Origin of the sequence: Kluyvera sichuanensis (assembly GCF_014218705.1) — a bacterium.
GTDB lineage: Bacteria > Pseudomonadota > Gammaproteobacteria > Enterobacterales > Enterobacteriaceae > Kluyvera > Kluyvera sichuanensis.
Genome location: NZ_JABBJF010000004.1, coordinates 248,334 through 270,780 on the forward strand (window position 1 = coordinate 248,334; position 22,447 = coordinate 270,780).

The following is a 22,447-nucleotide window of genomic DNA, read 5'->3' on the forward strand; positions in this document are numbered from 1 at the left end:
TAAAAGTTCCCCACCGGGATGGGGCGGAAGCCACAACTACGGTGAAACGGGTTGTAAACGGGCCTGCTGTAGCCGATGTAGGGTTATTTTTCTGACCTCGGCCTTACTCTGTGAAATATGCGCAGTGAGGATCCGCTGCGCCTCTTCAGTTTGCTGCTGCACTATGGCGCGAAGCACCTGTGCGTGTTCGCTGTAGGTCGCGTCCACGCGGTCCTCGCGGGTGAAGTCGAGGTGGCGAATAATGCGCATTTTCTCCGTCAACTCGACGTGCACGCGCGCCATCTCGCCGTTGCCGGTGGCGCTCACCAGTGCGGTATGAAACGCCTCATCGTGCCGCGAGAGTTCCTTACCCGGCGGCATCTGCGGCGCATCGCACCAGAAGGCGAGCAGCGGCGCGAGATGGGCCACGCGCTCCTGCGATGGCATGGCGCACAGACGCTTCACCGCCTCCATTTCCAGCACGATGCGGAAGTCGTACAGCGCCTCGAAATAGGTGAAGTCGAACGGTTTCACCTGCCAGCCGCTGCGCGAGTAAACCTGCACATAGCCTTCGTGCTCCAGCCAGAACAGCGCCTGGCGCACCGGCGTGCGGCTGGCCGCCATGCGCTCGGAGATTTCGTTTTCGCTAAAGTGCTCGCCGGGCATCAGGCGGAAATCAAAAATGTCGTTTTTCAGCGCCAGATAGATACGCTCCGCCAGCCCCACCGTGCGCTTTTTGCCGTTCGCTTCCGTCATCTGCTTCTCCCTATTCCAGCCACAGCAGCGCGTCACCCGGGCTCACCGGGCGGCCCGGCTGGCAGCCGATGCGTTTAACGATGCCCGCCTGCGGGGCGTGAATCGCCAGCTCCATTTTCATCGCTTCCACGATGACCAGCGTCTGGCCGGCTTCCACCGTCTCGCCAGGCGCGACCAGCACCTTCCAGATATTGCCGTTCATATCGGCGGTCACCGGCAGCGCGCCGTCGTCGATGGCCTCTTCCTGCGTCGGCAGCAGGCTTTCAACGTCGGCCTCCTGGTCGTCCAGATGCCAGCGCTCCACCTCCGCTTCAAACGCCGCAGACTGCAGCTGACGGAAACGGGCGATGTCGTCGGCGTTGTCATCGAGGAACTGCAGGTGCTCGGCAAAGTCGAACACCGTCTCTTCAATACGCACCGCCGCGCGGCCTTCGCGGAAATCATCGCGCAGCAGGGTCAGCTCCGCTTCGCTCACCGGGTAGAAACGCACCTGGTCGAAGAAACGCAGTAGCCACGGCTCACCCTCGCTGAACTGCGCGTTTTTGAGGAATTTGTTCCAGATGGGCAGCGTGCGCCCCACCAGCTGATAGCCGCCCGGCGAGTCCATGCCGTAGATGCACATGTACATGCCGCCGATGCCCACCGTGCCTTCGGCGGTGAAGGTGCGCGCCGGGTTGTACTTGGAGCTCAGCAGGCGATGACGTGGATCCACCGGCACCGCACACGGCGCGCCGAGGTAGACGTCGCCCAGCCCCAGAATCAGATAGCTGGCATCAAACAGGGTCTCCATCACCGCTTCACGGGTCGGCAGGCCGTTAATACGCTGGATAAAGTCGACGTTGTTCGGCAGCCACGGCGCGGTCGCGCGCACGGTATCGGCGTAGCGGCTGACGGCGTCCAGCGTGGCGCTGTCTTCAAAGGCCATCGGCAGATGGACAACGCGAGATGGCACTTTCATGCGGGTGACATCACCGATGCGCGCCTCCTGTTCCAGCAGCAGCGCCACCAGCGCGGCCTGGCTGATTTCACGGCTGTCGTAGCGCACCTGCAGCGAACGCACGCCGGGAGAAAGCTCTTTAATGCCCGGATGCGCCCGTTCGCGCAGCTGCTCCATCAGCACGTGAACGCGCAGGCGCAGCGCCAGATCCAGCACGTTCTCGCCGTACTCAATCAGGATGTAGTTGTCGCCCGCCTGACGATAAACAATCGCCGGGGTGCTGAAGGTCGCAGGCAGCGACACCAGCCCGGTGGCGGAAACGCCGTCGCGGTCGGCAAGCGACGGCATGGCAAATTCCGGCAGCGCGGTGGTTTGCAGGGTGTCCACGCTGCGGTCCATCGCATTTTCCCGCGCCACCGCATCTTCCACGCTGATCGGGTAGAAGCGAATGCGGTCGCCCGGCTTCACCTGCCCGACTTTCCACAGCTCCGCTTTGGCGATAGTCACCGGGCAGACAAAGCCGCCGAGGCTTGGGCCGTCGCGGGTGAGGATCACCGGGAAGTCGCCGGTAAAGTTAATCGCGCCAATGGCGTATTCGCAGTCATGCACGTTCGACGGATGTAGCCCCGCCTCACCGCCGTTCGGGCGCGTCCAGCTCGGTTTAGGGCCGACTAAGCGCACGCCGAGGCGGTTGGAGTTGTAGTGCACCTGCCAGTCGCTGGCGAAGAACTCGTCGATAGCCTCCTGGGTGAAAAAGTCCGGCGCGCCGTGCGGCCCGTAGAGCACGCCAATGCGCCAGACTTCACCGTATTCGGGGATCAGCGCCGTCGAGAGTGCCTTCGGCTCGGAAATAGGCGCGGGCGTCGTGCAGGCCGCCAGCTCAGGACGTGAGATGGGCAGCAGGTCCGCAACCTTCAGCGTGCGCCCCGCGTGGCCGCCAAACTGTCCCAGCGCGAAGGTGGAACGGCTGCCGAGATAGACCGGCACATCAAGACCGTTACGCACCGCCAGATACCCCCGACAGCCGCGTTGCGCGCGGCCCAAGCTCAGGGTTTGCCCTGCTTTCACCGCTACTGGCTGCCACATCGGCACCGCTTCATCGTCCAGCTTCGCCTGACAGTCGGCCCCGGTCAGGGCAATCAGCGCGTCGGCATGGAACTGCAGCACCGGTCCCTGCAGGGTGAACTCCAGCCCGGCCGCCGATTCGTGGTTACCGACAATGCGGTTCGCCAGGCGGAAGGCAAAATCATCCATCGGGCCGGACGGCGGCACGCCGATATCCCAGTAGCCCTGACGGCCCGGATAATCCTGCACGCTGCTCCAGGTGCCAGGCTGCAAGACTTCAATCATCGGCGACTGCGCCACCACGCTGTCGAGCATCCGCGTCCAGGCGGTGCCGCTGACAAACGCCTCGCTGGCGGTAATCTGCCGCAGGTAGTCGAGGTTAGTGGCGATGCCGTGCAGTCGCGTGGCGTCAAGCGCCGTCGCCAGTTTTGCCAGCGCCGCCGCGCGGGTTGGCGCATGGACAATCAGCTTGGCGATCATCGGGTCGTAAAACGCGGAGACTTCGCTGCCGGTGGTCACGCCGGTATCAATGCGCACATCGTCCGGGAAGACCACTTCGGTCAGGACGCCGGGGCTCGGCTGGAAGTTTTTTAGCGGGCTTTCAGCATAAAGACGCACTTCAATCGCCGCCCCCTGCGGCGCTTTTGCCAGACGCGCCCAGTCGATAGGCTCATCGGCCGCCACGCGCAGCATGCACTCCACCAGATCCAGCCCGGTAACGCATTCGGTCACCGGGTGCTCAACCTGAAGACGGGTATTCACTTCGAGGAAATAAAACGCGTCCAGCGCGGCATCGTAGATAAACTCCACCGTCCCGGCACTGCGGTAGCTGACCAGCTTACCGAGCTGTACCGCGGCATCGAGAATCGCTTTGCGGGTCGCCGCAGGCAGATTCGGTGCAGGCGTCTCTTCCACCACCTTCTGGTTGCGGCGCTGGAGCGAACAGTCGCGCTCGCCGAGCGCCACCACGTTGCCTTTGCCGTCGCCAAAAATCTGCACTTCGATATGGCGCGCACGATCCACGCAGCGCTCAACAAACACCCCGGCATCACTAAAGAACTGCTCGCCCAGACGACGCACGCTCTCCCAACCCTGCGCCAGAGCCTGTGCGTCGGCACAGCGCGTCAGACCAATCCCACCGCCGCCCGCCGTGCTTTTCAGCATCACCGGGTAGCCAATGTTCTGCGCCGCATTCAGCGCCTCGTCGAGCGAGTTAAGCAACCCGGTCCCCGGGGTCATCGGTACACCCGCTTCAGCGGCCAGCTCGCGAGCGCGGTGCTTCAGGCCAAACTCGCCAATCTGCTGCGCGGTAGGGCCGATAAACACAATGCCCGCCTTGTCACAGGCGTCGGCAAACGGCAGGCTTTCCGAGAGAAAACCGTAGCCCGGCCAGATAGCCTGGGCGCCGCTTTCCCGCGCAGCGGCAATAATCGCGTCAATTTTCAGGTAGCTGTCGCTGGCCTTTTCGCCGCCCAGCGCCAATGCAATATCAGCCTGCTTAACGTGTTCGGCATTTTTATCGGCGTCGGAGTAGACCGCCACGCTGGTGATACCGAGACGCTTCAGGGTTCGGATAGCGCGGCAGGCAATTTCGCCACGGTTAGCAATCAGCACGGTGTTAAACATGGTGGCTCTCCTTACGGGCAACCCAGTGCCGCCAGCCCTTGAATTCGGTAATGTCTACGGCGTCGTTCAGCGCTGCCGGTTCACAGATAAAGCCTTTCACCCAACGGCCATCGCAAAGCTCCAGCGAGCCAATGCCCAGCGGCGACGGAATTTCCGCCACGAACTCGCCAAAGCGCGCCAGCGGGATATCCCACAGCTCAACTTCAATCGCCGCGCCGGAGGCATCACGGGCCAGCCCCGGCTTTTGCGGCTGGGTATTGGCCAGCGCGTACAGCCGATAGGTCGCCGCCGTCAGCGTGGCTTCCACAAAGACGGCATGACGGGTAGTGAGTTGGAAGTTGAGCGGCATACCGCGCAGGTGCGCGCCGACCACGGCAATGCGCACGTGATGCGGGGACGGCGGCAGCGCGGTGGCGTTTGGTGTGAACGGCAGCCCGGTGGCCCCTAATGGCAGCGCCAGCTGTTGCTGCCAGCGTTGACCAAAATCGGCCAGCGCCCGGTCGTGCCACGCGGGAGCAAGCAAGGTGATACCTGCCGGTAGGCCATCGGCGCGGAACGGCGCGGGCAACGCCAGCGCGCTGAGGTCAGCAAGGTTGGTGAAGTTGGTGTAGGTCCCAAACTGGGAGTTGAAGCGAATCGGTTCCTGCTCCATCTCCTTCAGGGTATGAATGGTCGGCGACGTTGGCACCACCAGCGCGTCGACCTCGCCCAGCGTCTGCTGGATTTTTTGCGCCAGCTCGGCGCGCAGGTATTCAGCGTTATAGGCATCGACCGCGCTGTAATTCAGGCCCGCAGAGACGATGGTGTAAACGGTCGGGTCCATCTGTTCGGGGTGCTGGAGCATGTCGCCCACCGCCGCCGTGCGCTCAGCGACCCACGAGCCCTGATAGAGCTGTTCAGCAAGCTGGGTAAAGACGGAGAAATCGATAGGTTTTAGCGTGACGCCACTTGCACACAGCGCATCAATAGCCTGTTCCCACGCCGCCTGCGCCTGCACGTCGCCGAAGAAGTTCAGCGTCTCCGGCACGGCAAAGGTCGGGTTCGGTGCAAGCGTAGCGGGTGCCGTCGCCGGGTTGGCGCGCGAGTAAGCATCCTCATCATCCGCGCCGCCCGCCAGCGAGGCGATATAAAAGGCGTCGTCTACCGTCAGGGCAAATACTGACAGGGTGTCATTGAGTCGGCAGGCCGGGACTACGCCTTTGGCTGAGAGCCAGCCTTTGGTCGGTTTAAGGCCGACGATATTGTTAAACCCGGCGGGCACGCGCCCGGAACCGGCGGTGTCGGTGCCAAAGGCGAACGGCACCAGGCCACGCGCCACCACGGAGGCCGAGCCGGAGCTGGAGCCGCCGCTGACGTAATCGGGGTTGAACGTATTGACCACCGCACCGTAGGGAGAGCGCGTACCCACCAGCCCGGTGGCGAACTGATCGAGGTTGGTTTTGCCCACCACAATCGCCCCGGCGGCTTTTAGTCGGGCAACCGCCGTGGCATCCTGCTCGGCAATATATTCAAACGCCGGACAGGCCGCGGTGGTCGGCCATCCCGCCACGTCCACGTTGTCTTTGACCGCAAACGGAATACCAAATAATGGCAGGGCTTGCGGGTTATTTTGATACAGCGGAATTAACGCGGCTAATTGTGCCTTCAACTGCGCTTCGCTGGCGATCGCCAGCCACGCGTTATCCTCTGCGGAGAAGGTATTAATATGTTCAATTAAAAGCGTAAGAACGGAGTCGCTGTCCTGACTGATTTGCTGACGCCATGCGGCCAGCGTTTGTCCTGTCATTAATGCCATCGTTGAATTCCTGTTGGTATACAAGATGGAATTCAATTAGCAAGGCACGTGCCAGATATTTAATAGACTGTTTTTATAGAGTTTTTAAATAAATAATGACGTAGTCATAAAATTAGCACGCACCGTAAAAGTACATCAGGCGCAATAACAGTGCAGCAGGTCATAGGAAAAATAAATAACGTAGAATCGGGTCAGAATAATCTATTATGAAAATAGCCACATAAATAACAATGTTATCAATATGGCTATCTATTTTTTATTTCACGATAAATTATGCGCCCTGACGGGTCGCCGCTAGCACAATTTCACGAATACAAACGTACTGCGGCTGGGAATAGGCGTACTCGATGGCATGGGCCACATCTTCCGGGCTCAGCACTTTACCGCCCATATCCTGCTTCCAGCTCTGATAACCGGCTTTAATGTCGTCGCTGGTCGTGTGGCTCAGCAGTTCGGTTTCCACCGCCCCCGGTGCAATCACCACCACGCGCACGTTGTGCGGCGACAGCTCTTCACGCAGGTTTTCGGACAGGCCGTGCACCGCAAACTTGGTGCCGACGTAGACCACGTGGTTCGGGAAGGTTTTGCGCCCGGCAATGGAGCTGATATTGATGATGGTGCCCGCTTTGCGCTCAATCATCCCTTTCGTCACCGCGTGAACGCCGTTCAGCAACCCTTTGACGTTAACGTCGATCATCTGTTCCCATTCATCCGGGTTTTGATCGTCGATATTGCCCAGCAGCATCACGCCCGCGTTGTTGACCATCGCATCAACCGGCCCAAATTGCTGTTCCGCCTCGGCAATGGCGTCGGCCACCGCCTGACGGTTGGTGACGTCTACCGAACGGCACAGAGTGCGCGGCAAGTTCAGCGCGGTCATGCGATCCACACGACGCGCCAGCAGCAGCAGCGCATGTCCGCGTTCTGACAGCAGTTTTGCCGTGGCCAGGCCAATCCCGGAGCTGGCACCGGTAATCACGACTAATGGTTTAGATGCAGCGTTCATTGGTATTCCTCATAAATAAAATTGATGGCGCTACTTTAAATCCGGATGAGAATGGTGAAAAATGGTTTGTTTTTTTCACAGCCATAAAATAAATCTATGGATAAGCGACAGCTCAGCGCCTTCATCTGCGTATTTGAAGAGCGCAATATTACCCGCGCGGCTGAACAGTTAAGTCTGACACAGCCTGCGCTCTCTGCCACCGTGAAAGCACTGGAAGAGGAACTCGGTACGCAACTCTTTGTACGTAAGCCCCGCGGCGTGGAGGTGACGGAAGATGCGCGCGCGCTCTATCCGCACGCCTGCCGTATGCTTCAGGAGATGGCGACCCTCACCTCGCGCTTTCGTAAACGCCAGGACCGCGCGCCGCTGAATATCGGCGTCGAGCAGGACATCGCCTCGCCGTGTCTGGCCTCACTGCTACAGCGTATTCATCTTGAGATGCCGGAGACACTGGTCACGCTCGACCCTGGCTGTACCGGGGATATTCGTCTCGGCTGCGAGAGCCTGCGCTGCGAAGACGAGCTGTTTATGCCGCTGTTCGACGAGCACTATATGCTGGCGTTCCCCTGCGACCATCCGCTGGCGCAGGTGGCGGAGCTGACGCTGGAGCAGCTCTATAGCTACCCTTGGGTGATGTATCCGGCCCACGATTCTCATCAGCGCTTCCTGCCGTTTTACGGCACGGCGGCCGGAGCGCCCAGCGCCAATGCGGGCAGCTTTACGCTGGCGCTGGATCTGGTCGAGGCAGGGTTTGGTCTGGCGATTGCGCCACGCTCGCTGATTGAAGCCCGCTGCGACCTCAGCGCCCGGGCGCTGCCGGGGTATCCGTTACTACGGCGAATTGGCATTTGCTATGCGGTTCAGGCGGTGGAGAACCCGGCGGTCAATCAGTTGCTGGAGCAGCTCAACGAGACGGCGACGCTTGCAGGATAAAGCGCGGATAATTACGCGGAAACCTTGATTCCGGTCATAGTGGGTTTTGTGATCCCGCTCTAATTTATTCGCCTTCCTGATAAGAGATCACCCTAATGTTCATACCTTCTATTGGTGCAACGGCGTTCGTTGCGTCTATTGCCACGCTCGGCATTTTGTCACCCGGCCCGGACTTCTTTATGGTCATTAAAAACGCCGCGCGCTATCGCCGACTGCCCGCCATGATGACCGCCTTTGGCATCACCTGCGGCGTGCTGACGCATATGTCTTACTGCGTGGCCGGTCTGGCGGTAGTGATCACCACCACGCCATGGCTGTTCGATATTCTGAAGTACGCGGGCGCAGCCTATCTTATCTGGGTGGGTCTGCTGGCGCTGCTGGCGCGCGGGCATAAAAGCATGGACATGACCGGCGTTGTTCAGCAGGAAACCACGCTAAAAAAGGCGTTTTTGCAAGGCTATCTGTGTAACCTGCTGAACCCGAAAGCCACGTTGTTCTTCCTCTCTATTTTCACTCAGGTACTGAACGTGAAATCCGGTTTCCCGGAGAAACTCTGGTACGCCGGGGTGATCCTCACCGTTTCCGTCATCTGGTGGCCAATGCTGGTGGTGCTTATCCAGAGCGCGCCGGTACGCCGTGGGCTGGCAAAAGCACAGAAAATTATTGATAAGATGCTGGGTGGGTTGCTGATTGCGCTGGGCATTAAGGTGGCGCTGAGCTGATATTCAGCTATTGGGGTAGCCCATCGGGTTACCCTTTTCTCTTCGCGTTATCATCCCCCGCTTTCCCCCCTCGCAAAGAAGAATGCAGATCTGTGAGCATCAACACAAAACACTACCCATCAAACTTTTCACAACACAAAACAAAAGCAACCGATTTCATAACCAAAATGAACACCCAAAAAATGGGCAAAAAACCATAGTTAAATAAATGTTATATATGATAATAAATTGTAGATAATGTTTTTAGAGTTAATAACTAATACGTATCTTTCAGCACAATCGCGGGTGAAAAATGTGATACCCGACATTCTTTAATAAGAATAATGATTCATTTAAAATTTAAGTTGATAAATTACACATTAAATTTAAGCCATTTATTGACCGTTAATTACCCGATAATTGCTTGAAAGATCGCCAGATGGCGATTATTAGTGCCGCAAAAAAATGGCCATCGTTATCGCCATAAAATATTGTTATCCCCCCATAATTTTTTGATTAAAATCAGGACAAATCGTTATATTAAAACAGATAACATATTGATATTACTTAATTTATTAAGCAAACCTTAGCGTACTGAAATTCATCAAAAGACAATTTGTGAGTGCTCGCACAAATCCCCAACCGGTTAATTTGTTACACTTATTTCCGTCAACAAAGTAATTAACACGGATTGTTATGAACACATTTATTCTCCCTAAAATACAGAATCTGGTGGTCTTTCAGGAAGTGATCCGTAGTGGTTCTATTGGTTCTGCAGCAAAAGAGCTGGGGTTAACGCAGCCTGCAGTCAGTAAAATCATAAGCGATATTGAAACTTACTTTGGTGCCGAGCTTATCGTTCGCAAGAATACCGGCGTCACGCTGACTCACCCAGGCCAGGTGCTGCTCTCCTGGTCGGAATCCATCACCCGTGAGATGACCAACATGGTGAATGAGATGAACAGCATGACCGACGATGCGGCCGTAGACGTCTCATTCGGCTTTCCGTCGCTGATTGGCTTCACCTTTATGTCTGACATGATTCAAAAATTTAAAGAGGTGTTCCCGAAGGTACAGATCTCAATGTTCGAAGCACAGCTCTCCTCGTTCCTGCCCGCCCTGCGCGATGGTCGCCTGGATTTCGCGATTGGCACTTTAAGCGATGAGATGAAGCTGCAGGACCTGCACGTTGAGCCGCTTTTCGAGTCAGAGTTTGTGGTGGTGGCAAACAAATCCCGAACATGCAGCGGTAACCCCACGCTGGCTTCGCTGAAAGACGCACAGTGGGTGTTACCACAAACTAATATGGGCTACTACAGCGAACTGCTTATTACGCTACAACGAAATGGCATCAGCATTGAAAACATTGTTAAGACCGACTCGGTGGTCACTATTTATAATCTTGTTCTCAATGCCGATTTTCTGACGGTAATTCCTTGCGATATGACCGCACCTTTTGGCTCAGACCAGTTTATTACGCTCGAGGTTGAAGAAGTACTTCCCGTGGCGCGCTACGCCGCCGTGTGGTCAAAGAATTATCGAATAAAAAAAGCCGCATCAATTCTGGTGCAATTAGCAAAGGAATACTCGGCCTGCAATGGACGCAGGCAAAAACAAATAATGAATATTAAATAACCCAGTAGTTTTAAAAGCCCATTACAAATACCACCGATCTATTTATCGGTCAGTGGTGACGGACATCTATTACCCTAATACTTAGGTTATGAGGTTATCATGCATATTACATACGATCTCCCGGTTGCAATTGAAGATATTATTGAAGCCAAAAAACGCCTCGCAGGTAAAATTTATAAAACCGGTATGCCGCGCTCAAACTATTTTAGTGAGCAATGCAAAGGCGATATCTTCCTGAAGTTCGAAAATATGCAACGTACGGGTTCGTTTAAAATCCGTGGCGCCTTTAATAAACTCAGCTCCCTGACCGAAGCCGAAAGACGTAAAGGCGTGGTGGCCTGCTCGGCGGGCAACCATGCGCAGGGCGTTTCACTCTCCTGCGCCATGCTGGGCATTGACGGCAAAGTGGTGATGCCAAAAGGCGCGCCGAAATCTAAAGTGGCCGCCACCTGCGACTACTCTGCGGAAGTGGTTCTGCACGGCGATAACTTCAACGATACCATCGCCAAGGTAAGCGAAATTGTTGAAATGGAAGGCCGTATTTTTATCCCTCCGTATGACGACCCGAAAGTGATTGCCGGGCAAGGCACCATTGGTCTGGAAATTCTCGAAGACCTCTATGATGTCGATAACGTGATTGTGCCCATCGGCGGCGGCGGTTTAATTGCCGGTATTGCTATCGCCATTAAATCAATTAACCCAACGATTAAAGTGATCGGCGTTCAATCGGAAAACGTTCACGGCATGGCTGCCTCTTACTATGCCGGAAATATAACCACGCACCGAACGACCGGCACCCTGGCAGACGGCTGTGACGTCTCTCGCCCGGGTAATTTAACCTATGAAATCGTTCGTGACCTCGTCGATGATATTGTGCTGGTCAACGAAGATGAAATTCGTAAAAGCATGATCGCCCTTATTCAGCGTAATAAAGTCGTTACCGAAGGTGCTGGTGCCCTGGCCTGTGCGGCATTATTAAGCGGCAAATTAGATAGCTATATCCAAAACAGAAAAACGGTCAGCATTATTTCTGGCGGGAATATCGACTTATCTCGCGTATCACAAATTACCGGTTTAGTTGACGCTTAATTCTACTATTACACTTCGCTGAGGATAGGATATGAGTACTACTGAAAGCATTATATCCAGTCAGACCAAACAATCTGTCTGGCGTAAATCAGATACTACGTGGACCCTGGGTTTATTCGGCACCGCCATCGGCGCCGGGGTATTGTTCTTCCCGATTCGCGCCGGGTTTGGTGGGCTAATCCCCATTCTCCTGATGCTGCTGTTGGCTTACCCAATTGCCTTCTACTGCCACCGCGCGCTGGCGCGTCTGTGCCTGTCAGGGTCTAACCCCTCCGGCAACATCACCGAAACGGTAGAGGAGCATTTTGGTAAGACGGGCGGCGTGGTAATCACCTTCCTGTACTTCTTCGCCATCTGCCCGCTGCTGTGGATCTATGGCGTCACCATTACCAACACCTTTATGACCTTCTGGGAAAACCAGCTGCAGATGCCAGCGCTGAACCGTGGCTTTGTCGCCCTGTTCCTGCTGCTGCTGATGGCTTTCGTTATCTGGTTTGGTAAAGACCTGATGGTTAAAGTGATGAGCTACCTGGTCTGGCCGTTCATTGCCTGCCTGGTGCTGATTTCGCTGTCGCTGATCCCTTACTGGAACTCTGCCGCTATCGATCAGGTGGACCTCAGCAATATCGCGATGACCGGGCACGACGGTATCCTGGTGACCGTATGGCTGGGTATCTCCATCATGGTGTTCTCCTTTAACTTCTCGCCAATCGTCTCTTCCTTCGTGGTCTCCAAGCGCGAAGAGTATGAGAAGGACTTTGGCCGTGAATTCACCGAGCAGAAATGTTCGCAGATTATCTCCCGCGCCAGCGTACTGATGGTTGCCGTGGTGATGTTCTTCGCCTTCAGCTGCCTGTTTACGCTCTCTCCGCAGAACATGGCGGAAGCTAAAGCGCAGAACATTCCGGTGCTCTCTTACCTGGCAAACCACTTTGCCTCTATGTCTGGTTCGAAGTCGACCTTCGCCACCACGCTGGAGTACGGTGCCTCTATCATCGCCCTGGTGGCTATCTTTAAATCCTTCTTCGGCCACTACCTCGGCACGCTGGAAGGGCTGAACGGCCTGGTGCTGAAGTTTGGCTACAAAGGCGATAAAACCAAAGTCTCCTCCGGGAAACTGAACACCATCAGCATGATCTTCATCATGGGCTCCACCTGGGTCGTCGCTTACGCCAACCCGAACATTCTGGACCTGATTGAAGCCATGGGTGCGCCGATTATCGCTTCCCTGCTGTGCCTGTTACCGATGTACGCCATCCGTAAAGCGCCATCGCTGGCGAAATACCGTGGTCGTCTGGATAACGTGTTTGTCACCATTATTGGTCTGCTGACCATTCTCAACATCGTGTACAAACTGTTTTAATCTGTAAGCTCAGGATGAGTCGTAAAATGAATGAATTCCCGGTCGTATTAGTGATTAACTGTGGATCATCTTCAATTAAGTTTTCAGTACTGGATGCAACCAACTGCGATGTATTAATGGCGGGTATTGCTGATGGTATTAATACTGAAAATGCGTTCTTATCCGTAAATGGAGGTGAGCCAGCTACGCTGGCTCACCACAGCTACGAAGGCGCATTAAAGGCGATTGCCTTTGAACTCGAAAAGCGTGATTTAAATGACAGCATGGCCTTAATTGGCCACCGTATTGCCCACGGCGGAAATATCTTTACTGAATCTGCCATTATTACTGATGAAGTCATCGAGAATATCCGCAGAGTATCCCCGCTGGCCCCGCTGCATAATTACGCCAACCTCAGCGGTATTGAGTCTGCCCAGCAACTGTTCCCAGGCGTCACGCAGGTGGCGGTATTTGATACCAGCTTCCACCAGACGCTGCCGCCAGAAGCCTATCTCTACGGTCTGCCGTGGAAATATTTTGAAGAGCTGGGCGTACGCCGTTACGGCTTCCACGGCACGTCGCATCGCTACGTCTCTCAGCGCGCCCATGACCTGCTTAGCCTGCCAGAGCAGGACTCCGGCCTGGTGGTTGCTCACCTCGGTAACGGTGCATCTATCTGTGCGGTGCGTAACGGTCAGAGCGTGGATACCTCTATGGGTATGACCCCGCTCGAAGGGCTGATGATGGGCACCCGCAGCGGTGACGTGGACTTCGGCGCTATGGCCTGGGTTGCCAGTGAAACCCAGCAGACGCTCGCTGACCTGGAGCGCGTGGTGAATAAGGAGTCTGGTCTGCTCGGCATTTCCGGCCTCTCCTCTGACCTGCGGGTGCTGGAAAAAGCATGGCATGAAGGGCATGAACGCGCCCAGCTGGCGATCAAAACCTTCGTCCATCGTATCGCCCGCCATATTGCCGGGCACGCGGCTTCGCTGCATCGCCTCGATGGGATTATTTTCACCGGCGGTATTGGTGAGAACTCGGTTTTAATTCGCCGCCTGGTGATTGAGCACCTCGCCGTGCTGGGGGTGAATATCGACAGCGAGCGAAATAATTTACCGAACGCCTACGGCGAGCGAATTATTTCCACCCACGATGCCCGCGTGGTGTGCAGCGTTATTCCAACCAATGAAGAAAAGATGATTGCCCTCGATGCGATTCATTTAGGCGAAATTAGCGCCAGCGTCGAATACGCGTAATTAACGGTTAGTCAGCAGAGAGAATATCCATGAAGGTAAATATCGATACCGGCGATAAGCTGTACGCCGAAGCATGGCAGGGATTTAACGGCACGGACTGGAAAGAGAGTATTAACGTCCGCGATTTTATTCAGCATAACTACACGCCGTATGAAGGCGATGAATCCTTCCTTGCTGAAGCGACATCGGCCACCCTCGCCCTCTGGGAGAAGGTGATGGCGGGCATTCGCATCGAGAACGCCACGCACGCACCGGTCGACTTCGATACCAATATTGCCACCACCATTACCGCTCACGACGCGGGCTATATCGACCAGAGTCTGGAAAAGATCGTCGGCCTGCAAACCGACAAGCCGCTGAAGCGCGCGCTGCACCCTTACGGCGGCGTCAACATGATCAAAAGCTCGTTCGATGCCTACGGTCGTGAGATGGACCCGAACTTCGAATATCTGTTTACCGAGCTGCGTAAAACCCACAACCAGGGCGTGTTTGATGCCTACTCCCCGGACATGCTGCGCTGCCGCAAATCCGGCGTGCTGACCGGTCTGCCGGACGGCTATGGCCGTGGGCGTATCATCGGCGACTACCGCCGCGTGGCGCTGTACGGCATTCAGTATCTGGTACGCGAACGCGAACAGCAGTTCGCCGACCTCCAGTCCAACCTGCAACGCGGTGAGAACCTCGAAGCGACCATTCGCCTGCGCGAAGAGCTGTCGGAGCACCGCCGCGCGCTGCTGCAAATGCAGGAGATGGCGGCGAAGTACGGCTGCGATATCTCCCGCCCGGCGCGTAACGCCCAGGAAGCGGTGCAGTGGCTCTACTTTGCCTATCTCGCCGCGGTGAAATCACAGAACGGCGGCGCGATGTCGCTCGGCCGTACCGCGTCGTTCCTCGACGTCTATATTGAGCGCGATTTTAAAGCCGGCTTGCTGACCGAGCAGCAGGCGCAGGAGCTGATTGACCACTTCATTATGAAGATTCGCATGGTGCGCTTCCTGCGTACGCCGGAGTTCGACACCCTGTTCTCCGGCGACCCTATCTGGGCGACCGAAGTGATCGGCGGGATGGGAATGGACGGGCGCACGCTGGTCACTAAGAACGCGTTCCGCTATCTGCATACCCTGCACACCATGGGGCCAGCGCCGGAGCCGAACCTGACGGTGCTGTGGTCAGAAGCGCTGCCGGTGGCCTTTAAAAAGTACGCCGCCCAGGTGTCTATCGTCACCTCCTCGCTGCAGTACGAGAACGACGATCTGATGCGCGCCGACTTCAACAGCGACGATTACGCCATTGCCTGCTGCGTGAGCCCGATGGTCATCGGTAAGCAGATGCAGTTCTTCGGCGCGCGCGCCAACCTCGCCAAAACGTTGCTGTACGCAATTAACGGCGGCGTGGATGAGAAGCTGAAGATTCAGGTCGGCCCGAAAACGGCACCGCTGATGGATGAGGTCCTCGACTACGATACGGTGATGGAGAGCCTCGACCACTTTATGGATTGGCTGGCGGTGCAGTACATCAGTGCGCTGAACATCATCCACTTCATGCACGATAAATACAGCTACGAAGCCTCGCTGATGGCGCTGCACGACCGCGACGTTTATCGCACCATGGCCTGCGGCATTGCCGGGCTGTCGGTGGCAGCGGATTCCCTTTCGGCTATCAAATACGCGCAGGTAAAACCGGTGCGCGACCATACCGGGCTGGCGGTCGATTTCGTGATTGAAGGGGAGTATCCGCAGTACGGCAACAACGATGAGCGCGTGGACAGCATTGCCTGCGATTTGGTTGAGCGCTTTATGAAGAAAATTCAGGTGCTGCCAACCTATCGCGACGCCGTGCCAACGCAGTCCATTCTGACCATCACCTCTAACGTGGTGTACGGCCAGAAAACCGGTAACACCCCTGATGGTCGCCGCGGCGGCACGCCGTTTGCACCAGGGGCGAACCCGATGCACGGCCGCGATCGCAAAGGCGCCGTCGCCTCGCTGACTTCAGTGGCGAAACTGCCGTTCACCTATGCCAAAGATGGGATCTCCTACACCTTCTCTATCGTACCGGCGGCGCTGGGCAAAGAGGATGCCGTACGGAAAACCAACCTGGTGGGGCTGCTCGACGGTTACTTCCACCACGAAGCACACGTCGAGGGTGGGCAGCATCTGAACGTTAACGTGCTGAACCGGGAGATGCTGCTGGATGCCATTCAGCATCCGGAGAACTATCCGAACCTGACGATCCGTGTTTCTGGCTACGCGGTGCGCTTTAACGCGCTGACCCGCGAGCAGCAGCAGGATGTGATTTCGCGGACGTTCACCCAGGCGCTGTAACGCTGGAAGCCCCGTGAAATAGCATGGCTGGCCGCGCGGCAACATGCGGCCAGTTAAGCGATGTGTTGTTGACAAAAAAGTGTGTTTGTCTCTCCTTTGGTGCACAGTTGTGCACCTTTTTTTGTTTTGGCGGTTAGCGGTTTAATCATGGGTCAACTTTCTATCTCAAGTCTCTGATAGATCTGCCGATACCTTTATAAAATAATGATGCACTTGAGGCACAAACTGAAATGAATAAAAAAGCGCTACTCCTACTTCCCGCCTTCGTTTTAGCGGGATGTGGGGACGATACTATTGAATGTTCATCCGACATCAGCACCCAAACATTAGTAGAGCTATTACAAAAATTCGCACTTGAACAAACGGCCCCTGAATCCGTTGCACCGTCTTCAGTGACAAATGCAATGAAACGATCCTCGCTGGAAAAAGTCATTTTTACCGTATCTAACATTATTACGACCAGCAAAGACCCAAATAGTACATTAAGAACATGTTCAGCTACTGTCAGTCTGAAAATTGATGCTAATGAGTACAATGATCTCAGTGATTTTTACAGCAAAAATTACCAACGAAACTTTGATAAAACGATGGAGAGCTACAACCTGGAACAGAATGCCAATACTTTTTCAACAAAAATTGACTACACCGTTCAGCCGACGGACGACAAAAAAACAGTATTTGTAAAGTCAGTAGCCAATAACGGTGCCTCCGCAGGAGCCGCATTTATCTCCACGCTATCAATAATGCAGCCAATTGTTGAGCAGGAAAAAGTTCAGCGCGCAAAACAGCAACAGGCTCTTGCCGAACAGCAGGCTGAGCAAGCAGCTAAAAAAGAACAATTAAAACAGCAAACACAAACGCAAGTGCAAAACGTACAGTCTGAAACTCCTGCAACCCCACAATCTCAGCCAGTAGCTCAAACAGCAGCGCCATCACAACAGGAACTAACGGTAAATGAAGCCCGTGAACGCTTTATGGAAGCCGATAGAAACCTAAGTACAACCTGGCATGAACTTGGTCAGTCAAGACAAAAAGCGTTGCTGCCTGAGCAAAGACAGTGGATAAGAAATAAAGAATCAATTTGCGGAAAAATTTCACTTAAGGGTTCGGATACAGACATCATCAGAATGTTCCAATGCCAGTACGACATGACACAGCAAAGAGTATCTCAGCTTGTCGCCGCAAAATAAAAATACGGAATGCCTGGTGTCGTAATAAATCAACATCCAGGCATGTACGGTGACAATTCACCTCTTCACCACAGATGCATAACGGGAGGTGCACTATTTTCAAAAAAAAACTCAAAATACTTAACGTCAAAAACAAAGCTGAATATATGAATGCACCTCCCATTTTTGGTGTTTTTGTTAAATTGCATTTGATTTTTGACGCAGATCAATCTATATAATCAATACCTTAACTGCAAGCATAAACAATCGTGTAGAGTTAAGATAAATTCACGCCGTGAATAACAAGATATACTTCAGTAAAATTTTATGTTTGTGAGAGGGACACCCTCCTTTTTATGCCTTTACCGGTGATTTATCACGAGTACGCTGTGATAAACCCAACAATATCGGCCTGAACTCACATCACAAATGATAAATAAAAAATTCACATTGAAAAAAAACAAATAATTCATTTCATTATTGTTTTCGTGCAGATAGTAACGCATGGGTATTAATCCCAAGCTTATTATTAGGCTCTTTTGCGATAATAAAATATATATTTTTAACTTTTTTAAAATGCAGGATTTTGTTTCAACTAATTCAAAACATCACTTGCTTAAATTTTATTCATAATGATGCTTTTTTATTGTTACTTAATTCATTTGTTAAGGAAAAAATAGTGAACGCTTTTAACCGAAATACAGCATGCTTGTTAATCTCCGTAACGCTGTTGCTGAGTGGCTGTGCCAATACTGGCAGTTCTCTGCTATCCGGGACAAAACCCGATCCTCGACTGAACACCACTGAACAGGCCAAATTTTTTAGCGCATCAGGTGCACAGGGCTGTGGTACAGGCGCGGTAGCAGGCGCAGTGCTGGGAGCGTTAGTCGGCGCTCTCGCTGGTGACGGTAAAAAAGCGCTGGCTGGTGCCGCAATCGGTGGAGCAGCCGGGTGTGCAGCTGGTATGACAGCCAACTACTATCTTGATGGCCTGAAAAAAGATTATGCAACAACCGCAGATCGCCTTCAGGCAATGAATACAGATATCAATAAAGATACTGTGGCAGTGGATAAATCAACCTTCGCGATGAAACAAGTTATCAACGATAACCAGGCAACCTTAACGCGTATCAGCATTGAAAAGGATAAGGCCGGGTTTGATAAAGCCAGCGCCAAGACCCAGCTAGCCCAAATTGATGCCAACATCGGCAAAATGAAAGAAACGATGAAAGGCATGAAGGACAAAGATGCCGCCTATAAAACTGCCTTACAGGGACAGACAGCCACGACCGATGCTGACAAGGCTAAGCTTGCTAGCCTGAACAAAGAATACGCAACCCTGAATAGCAAAATTGCCGACCTGGAAAAAGAGACTAACGACCTGTACGAACAGCGCCAGGCCATTTCTCTGGGATAACAGCAATTAACCGACATCTATATCGGTTTTTTAGTAGACGGCTTATCGATATTAAGCCGTCTTAATTTGACGCTATTCATGGACTATTCGATGAGAAAATACTTACTTCTCGCAGCTATCGTACTGACGGGTTGCACTACTTCACCTCAGGACTGCGACTTACATGCACAAGATCCAAGTTTCTTAACCAAGCTAAGCTGCGCAACGTCTGGCGGCTATCGCCAACAGGTCGATCAAAAAGAACAGCAAGTTCGACTCAGCCAATATCAAAACGAGTCAGCTAAGCAGCAGCAAACTTATACCCAAAATCGACAGCAAGATCTGGATAAAAAGTTGGCCGATGAGCGGGCCAGGTTAAATAAAGTGCAATCCGATCTGTCACAAACCCTCGCACAGGTTAAGTCCAGCAAACTGAAAAGCAGTGAACGCCAGAAAGAAATACAGCGTTTGCAGGATCTGCAGAAGCAGTCGCAGAAGGCCAGCAGCGCCAGTGAAATTACAGCAATTGAGAAAAAAGTCGCGGATGCCAGACAGCATATAAAAGTCCTGGAGGAAGCAAACACCGTTAACTAAAGGTGAAATGCGAGTGGCTCTAAAACATAGGCCACTTTTCACTGACGGCCTGACCCTGACTATGCGTGCTGGAAAACCCGCCGCTACTATTTCACAACAACAACGATTCTGGTTATGCAACGACTAACAACAGCTGCACCAATTGATGACGCAACACTGGCTATCTATGAAGAAACGGTTGCCCTCATACACCGTCATCTTCCGCCATCTCTTGGGCTGCTCTTTGCCACTGCTCGCCGTAATTCAGAAGGACAACTGGAATGGTGGACTGCGCGCCAGGGTCTGGCACAGACGTTCTCTGCACTTAGCGAAGCTGAACAGGCTTCCGTACAAGCAAAACGTCTGCAGTATCAAGAGATCTTAGCGGGGTTCATCAGCCAATTGACCGCTCAAGGCGATGAGCACTCAGCGCATACACTGCAAACGCTATTAACGAATTCACGCGATCTCAACTGCTATAGCGTGGGCGGAGAACCCGTGTTAATCAACTGGGCCATCGTGAAACAAGAGGCTCTTTCTCCTCTCCCTACGACGGTAATTCCCTCGCTATGGCGACGTTTTCTCCCCTGGCTATTACTGCTACTCCTTTTAATACTGCTCGCCTGTACCTACTGGTGGTGGTCAAAGCATCGCGCTCCCATTCCACAGGTGCCTGCTTCCGTTGCCGCTCCTGTTATCGCTCCCACCAGCACTGAATTAACTCAGGATAATCCCACTATTAGCCTGGTGAAACGAAAGGACTTTGGCCGCATTAAGGTCAACCTGACCTGGCAGCAAGGCAATCAAAAAGAGCCTATCGACCTCGATATCGCGGCCTTTATTCGCCTTAAAAACGGAAAAATTGGCGGTGCAGAAGCCCTTAGTAAATATCTCGGCAGCTACGACAAACCACCGTACATGATGCTGCAAGAGGATCTACGCGAAGGTAATGACCAGGATGGAGAATGGCTTTTCATCAACGGCAGCCACTGGCAAGACATCGATGAGGTACTGGTTTACAGCTTCATCTATGGCGGAACGGATAACTGGAAAGGCACAAATGCCACCATCACTATCTATGTTCCCGATCAGCCGCCGATAACATCTACGCTCACGGATGGCAATCAGCGCAATAACGTAGCGGCCATCGCACGACTCAAAAACATTGATGGCGATATTAAAGTGGAGCGTCTGGACAGTTTTTATCCTAACAGGGAGTCGCTAGCCAAACAGTATGGCTGGGATTTTACCTGGACGCCTGGCGCGAGCAAGAATTAGCCTGCATGACTGCGGCTTTTATTAAACCATAGCCTTCAAAGGGTTAGATAATGCGAAATTCAATACAGGGACCACTGCTGCGCACCGGGCATAACTCTTCATTCAAGGCGCTGGGTGAAACAGGCTATCCGGTGTTTAAAATGGCCTTCCAGCTACGTGAAGCTATCTATCGTCTTGATGCCGGTCGAGATCTGGCACGGCATCTGGCCATTCCGCAAAATGATCAAGGCGGAGACAGAACCGACTGGTACAGTAGCTTCCCGGGTGATGTGATTCCATGGAGCGGCGCAAATGAGGCCGAGCGAGAGTCAGCTCGACAGCAGTTTACTGCGTTTCAAACGGCGGTTCAGTCGCTCAGCGAACAGCTGCTCAATACAGAGCAGAGCGGAACCGGTGGAGACCGTCGCGTTTTTGCCCAATTGTTAAAGTCGGTAGTCAACTTCCCTGACTATGAATTTGTTTACCTCGTCAACGGCATTCTGGTGATTACCTTCTGGGGATTTGTTCACCCAGAAGGAGAGCATCGCAGCCCGATGCATTGGCTGAGCCCATCGTCAGTTCCGGTAGCCCCTCTAGCGGCCGAAAAATTACAGGAAGCAGCGAAACCAGTCGTCGCTCCAGTCGTCGATTCAGCCATGGACGTGCAGACACGTACACGTCGCTGGCGCTGGAACTGGCGTTGGTTGCTGTGGTTACTCCTTGCACTGCTATTGCTCGCTCTGCTATTAGGGCTATTGCGTGGGTGTGCGCCATCCGTTTCTATTCCTGGCTTACCGGCCATTTCTACAGATAAAACCGCGGCAGTTACGGACCCTATCATCCCTACCCCTAACGTCACGTCTCCGGATGTGACAACGCGAGTCTCCCGGCCAAGCGTGGAAACCGTCGTTGGGTCAACCGTCGTACCTGGCGCAGTAGACGGTACAGTGGTTGATTCCCATAAGATAGTGACCGCAGCGCCAACAGAGAACTCTGCATCAGCTGAAGCATCAGCGCTCCCGTCAGACGCCTCTGCACTGACGTCTACGGGTGCAGATACCGAGGGTAGTGCCACCACTCCGCCAACTATCGCGGATGAAGCAAATACGAGTCCGCAGCCTAACCCTGCGGATTCGGTCACCCCTGAAACACCAGATGCACAAACGCCCCCCCCTGGCGTCGACCCCGTGACCACCCCACCGGTAATCCCGGTGCAGGGCACTCCCCTGACGCTTCCCGCGACCCTGCCCAATGGTCCCGCACAATTCCTTAACGGTGAATGGCGCGTCAATGGCGGCATACAGGACAAGCTCACCGGGCGTCCTTTGCAGTTGAAATATAACTTTGCACAAGGCAATGGCACCGTCAGCGTACGCCAGTCCAACGGCGTGACCTGCAGCGGACCGGCCAGCGGTAACGTACAGCAAGGGGCGCTTAGCATTACTAATCCTGAGCAGATGAAATGCAGCGACGGCTCGAATTTTATTGTTCCAACCATCGAGTGCAAATCGCCTGCTGCCGGCCACGCCGATTGTATTGGCAGCAACGACGGGGAAAAAACGTTCCCTATCCGTATGCTTCAACCTAATTCCTGAACAGGGACGAGAT

The 22,447-nt window shown here is 54.0% G+C and carries 16 protein-coding genes; 12 read left to right on the forward strand and 4 right to left on the reverse strand.

Going from position 1 to position 22,447, the window contains the following annotated elements:
• Positions 1-36 precede the first annotated feature (36 nt).
• From HII27_RS07150 to HII27_RS07165, 4 genes are all read right to left on the reverse strand, one after another.
• Positions 37-735, reverse strand: a complete 699-nt coding sequence (locus HII27_RS07150) for a GntR family transcriptional regulator (RefSeq protein WP_185667236.1) — start codon at positions 733-735, stop codon at positions 37-39.
• Between the two features lie 10 nt (positions 736-745).
• On the reverse strand, positions 746-4,363 hold the full coding sequence (uca, locus tag HII27_RS07155) for an urea carboxylase (RefSeq protein ID WP_185667237.1): 3,618 nt from the start codon (positions 4,361-4,363) through the stop codon (positions 746-748).
• Positions 4,356-6,158 carry an allophanate hydrolase gene (gene atzF, locus HII27_RS07160; RefSeq protein WP_185667238.1) on the reverse strand — a complete coding sequence of 601 codons (1,803 nt, stop codon included), beginning with the start codon at positions 6,156-6,158 and terminating at the stop codon, positions 4,356-4,358. Before atzF ends, uca begins: the two co-directional genes overlap by 8 nt.
• Positions 6,159-6,429: 271 nt before the next feature.
• Positions 6,430-7,164, reverse strand: a complete 735-nt coding sequence (locus tag HII27_RS07165; RefSeq protein WP_185667239.1) for an SDR family oxidoreductase — start codon at positions 7,162-7,164, stop codon at positions 6,430-6,432.
• A gap of 96 nt (positions 7,165-7,260) precedes the next feature.
• On the opposite strand from HII27_RS07165, the gene HII27_RS07170 reads away from it, so the two are divergent.
• From HII27_RS07170 to HII27_RS07225, 12 genes are all read left to right on the forward strand, one after another.
• Entirely contained in the window at positions 7,261-8,097 is an 837-nt protein-coding gene (locus HII27_RS07170) for a LysR family transcriptional regulator (protein ID WP_185667240.1), read from the forward strand.
• 95 nt (positions 8,098-8,192) lie between these two features.
• On the forward strand, positions 8,193-8,819 hold the full coding sequence (locus HII27_RS07175; RefSeq protein ID WP_185667241.1) for a LysE family transporter: 627 nt from the start codon (positions 8,193-8,195) through the stop codon (positions 8,817-8,819).
• A 675-nt stretch (positions 8,820-9,494) separates the two neighbouring features.
• Positions 9,495-10,433 (forward strand): transcriptional regulator TdcA, encoded by a 939-nt coding sequence (gene tdcA / locus HII27_RS07180; RefSeq protein ID WP_185667242.1) that lies wholly within the window; start codon positions 9,495-9,497, stop codon positions 10,431-10,433.
• 99 nt (positions 10,434-10,532) lie between these two features.
• On the forward strand, positions 10,533-11,522 hold the full coding sequence (gene tdcB, locus HII27_RS07185; protein WP_185667243.1) for a bifunctional threonine ammonia-lyase/L-serine ammonia-lyase TdcB: 990 nt from the start codon (positions 10,533-10,535) through the stop codon (positions 11,520-11,522).
• Between the two features lie 31 nt (positions 11,523-11,553).
• Positions 11,554-12,885, forward strand: coding sequence for a threonine/serine transporter TdcC (tdcC, locus tag HII27_RS07190; RefSeq protein ID WP_185667244.1), 1,332 nt, complete (start codon positions 11,554-11,556; stop codon positions 12,883-12,885).
• Positions 12,886-12,911: 26 nt separating this feature from the next.
• Positions 12,912-14,120, forward strand: a complete 1,209-nt coding sequence (gene tdcD, locus HII27_RS07195) for a propionate kinase (RefSeq protein WP_185667245.1) — start codon at positions 12,912-12,914, stop codon at positions 14,118-14,120.
• A 29-nt stretch (positions 14,121-14,149) separates the two neighbouring features.
• Entirely contained in the window at positions 14,150-16,444 is a 2,295-nt protein-coding gene (gene pflB / locus HII27_RS07200) for a formate C-acetyltransferase (protein ID WP_185667246.1), read from the forward strand.
• A gap of 230 nt (positions 16,445-16,674) precedes the next feature.
• Positions 16,675-17,634 (forward strand): lysozyme inhibitor LprI family protein, encoded by a 960-nt coding sequence (locus tag HII27_RS07205; protein ID WP_185667247.1) that lies wholly within the window; start codon positions 16,675-16,677, stop codon positions 17,632-17,634.
• A gap of 565 nt (positions 17,635-18,199) precedes the next feature.
• On the forward strand, positions 18,200-19,030 hold the full coding sequence (locus HII27_RS07210) for a coiled-coil domain-containing protein (protein ID WP_223883163.1): 831 nt from the start codon (positions 18,200-18,202) through the stop codon (positions 19,028-19,030).
• 90 nt (positions 19,031-19,120) lie between these two features.
• Positions 19,121-19,603 (forward strand): hypothetical protein, encoded by a 483-nt coding sequence (locus tag HII27_RS07215; protein ID WP_185667248.1) that lies wholly within the window; start codon positions 19,121-19,123, stop codon positions 19,601-19,603.
• A 114-nt stretch (positions 19,604-19,717) separates the two neighbouring features.
• Positions 19,718-20,860: a tellurite resistance domain protein gene (locus tag HII27_RS07220; protein ID WP_185667249.1), complete on the forward strand. Its 1,143-nt coding sequence runs from the start codon at positions 19,718-19,720 to the stop codon at positions 20,858-20,860.
• 50 nt (positions 20,861-20,910) lie between these two features.
• Entirely contained in the window at positions 20,911-22,434 is a 1,524-nt protein-coding gene (locus HII27_RS07225) for an SrfA family protein (RefSeq protein ID WP_185667250.1), read from the forward strand.
• Positions 22,435-22,447: the final 13 nt, after the last annotated feature.

Bases quoted from the DNA above. Each gene is read 5' to 3' on its own strand.
- HII27_RS07150 (WP_185667236.1), bottom strand. From the start codon at position 735: ATGACGGAAGCGAACGGCAAAAAGCGCACGGTGGGGCTGGCGGAGCGT.
- uca (WP_185667237.1), bottom strand. From the start codon at position 4,363: ATGTTTAACACCGTGCTGATTGCTAACCGTGGCGAAATTGCCTGCCGC.
- atzF (WP_185667238.1), bottom strand. From the start codon at position 6,158: ATGGCATTAATGACAGGACAAACGCTGGCCGCATGGCGTCAGCAAATC.
- HII27_RS07165 (WP_185667239.1), bottom strand. From the start codon at position 7,164: ATGAACGCTGCATCTAAACCATTAGTCGTGATTACCGGTGCCAGCTCC.
- HII27_RS07170 (WP_185667240.1), top strand. From the start codon at position 7,261: ATGGATAAGCGACAGCTCAGCGCCTTCATCTGCGTATTTGAAGAGCGC.
- HII27_RS07175 (WP_185667241.1), top strand. From the start codon at position 8,193: ATGTTCATACCTTCTATTGGTGCAACGGCGTTCGTTGCGTCTATTGCC.
- tdcA (WP_185667242.1), top strand. From the start codon at position 9,495: ATGAACACATTTATTCTCCCTAAAATACAGAATCTGGTGGTCTTTCAG.
- tdcB (WP_185667243.1), top strand. From the start codon at position 10,533: ATGCATATTACATACGATCTCCCGGTTGCAATTGAAGATATTATTGAA.
- tdcC (WP_185667244.1), top strand. From the start codon at position 11,554: ATGAGTACTACTGAAAGCATTATATCCAGTCAGACCAAACAATCTGTC.
- tdcD (WP_185667245.1), top strand. From the start codon at position 12,912: ATGAATGAATTCCCGGTCGTATTAGTGATTAACTGTGGATCATCTTCA.
- pflB (WP_185667246.1), top strand. From the start codon at position 14,150: ATGAAGGTAAATATCGATACCGGCGATAAGCTGTACGCCGAAGCATGG.
- HII27_RS07205 (WP_185667247.1), top strand. From the start codon at position 16,675: ATGAATAAAAAAGCGCTACTCCTACTTCCCGCCTTCGTTTTAGCGGGA.
- HII27_RS07215 (WP_185667248.1), top strand. From the start codon at position 19,121: ATGAGAAAATACTTACTTCTCGCAGCTATCGTACTGACGGGTTGCACT.
- HII27_RS07220 (WP_185667249.1), top strand. From the start codon at position 19,718: ATGCAACGACTAACAACAGCTGCACCAATTGATGACGCAACACTGGCT.
- HII27_RS07225 (WP_185667250.1), top strand. From the start codon at position 20,911: ATGCGAAATTCAATACAGGGACCACTGCTGCGCACCGGGCATAACTCT.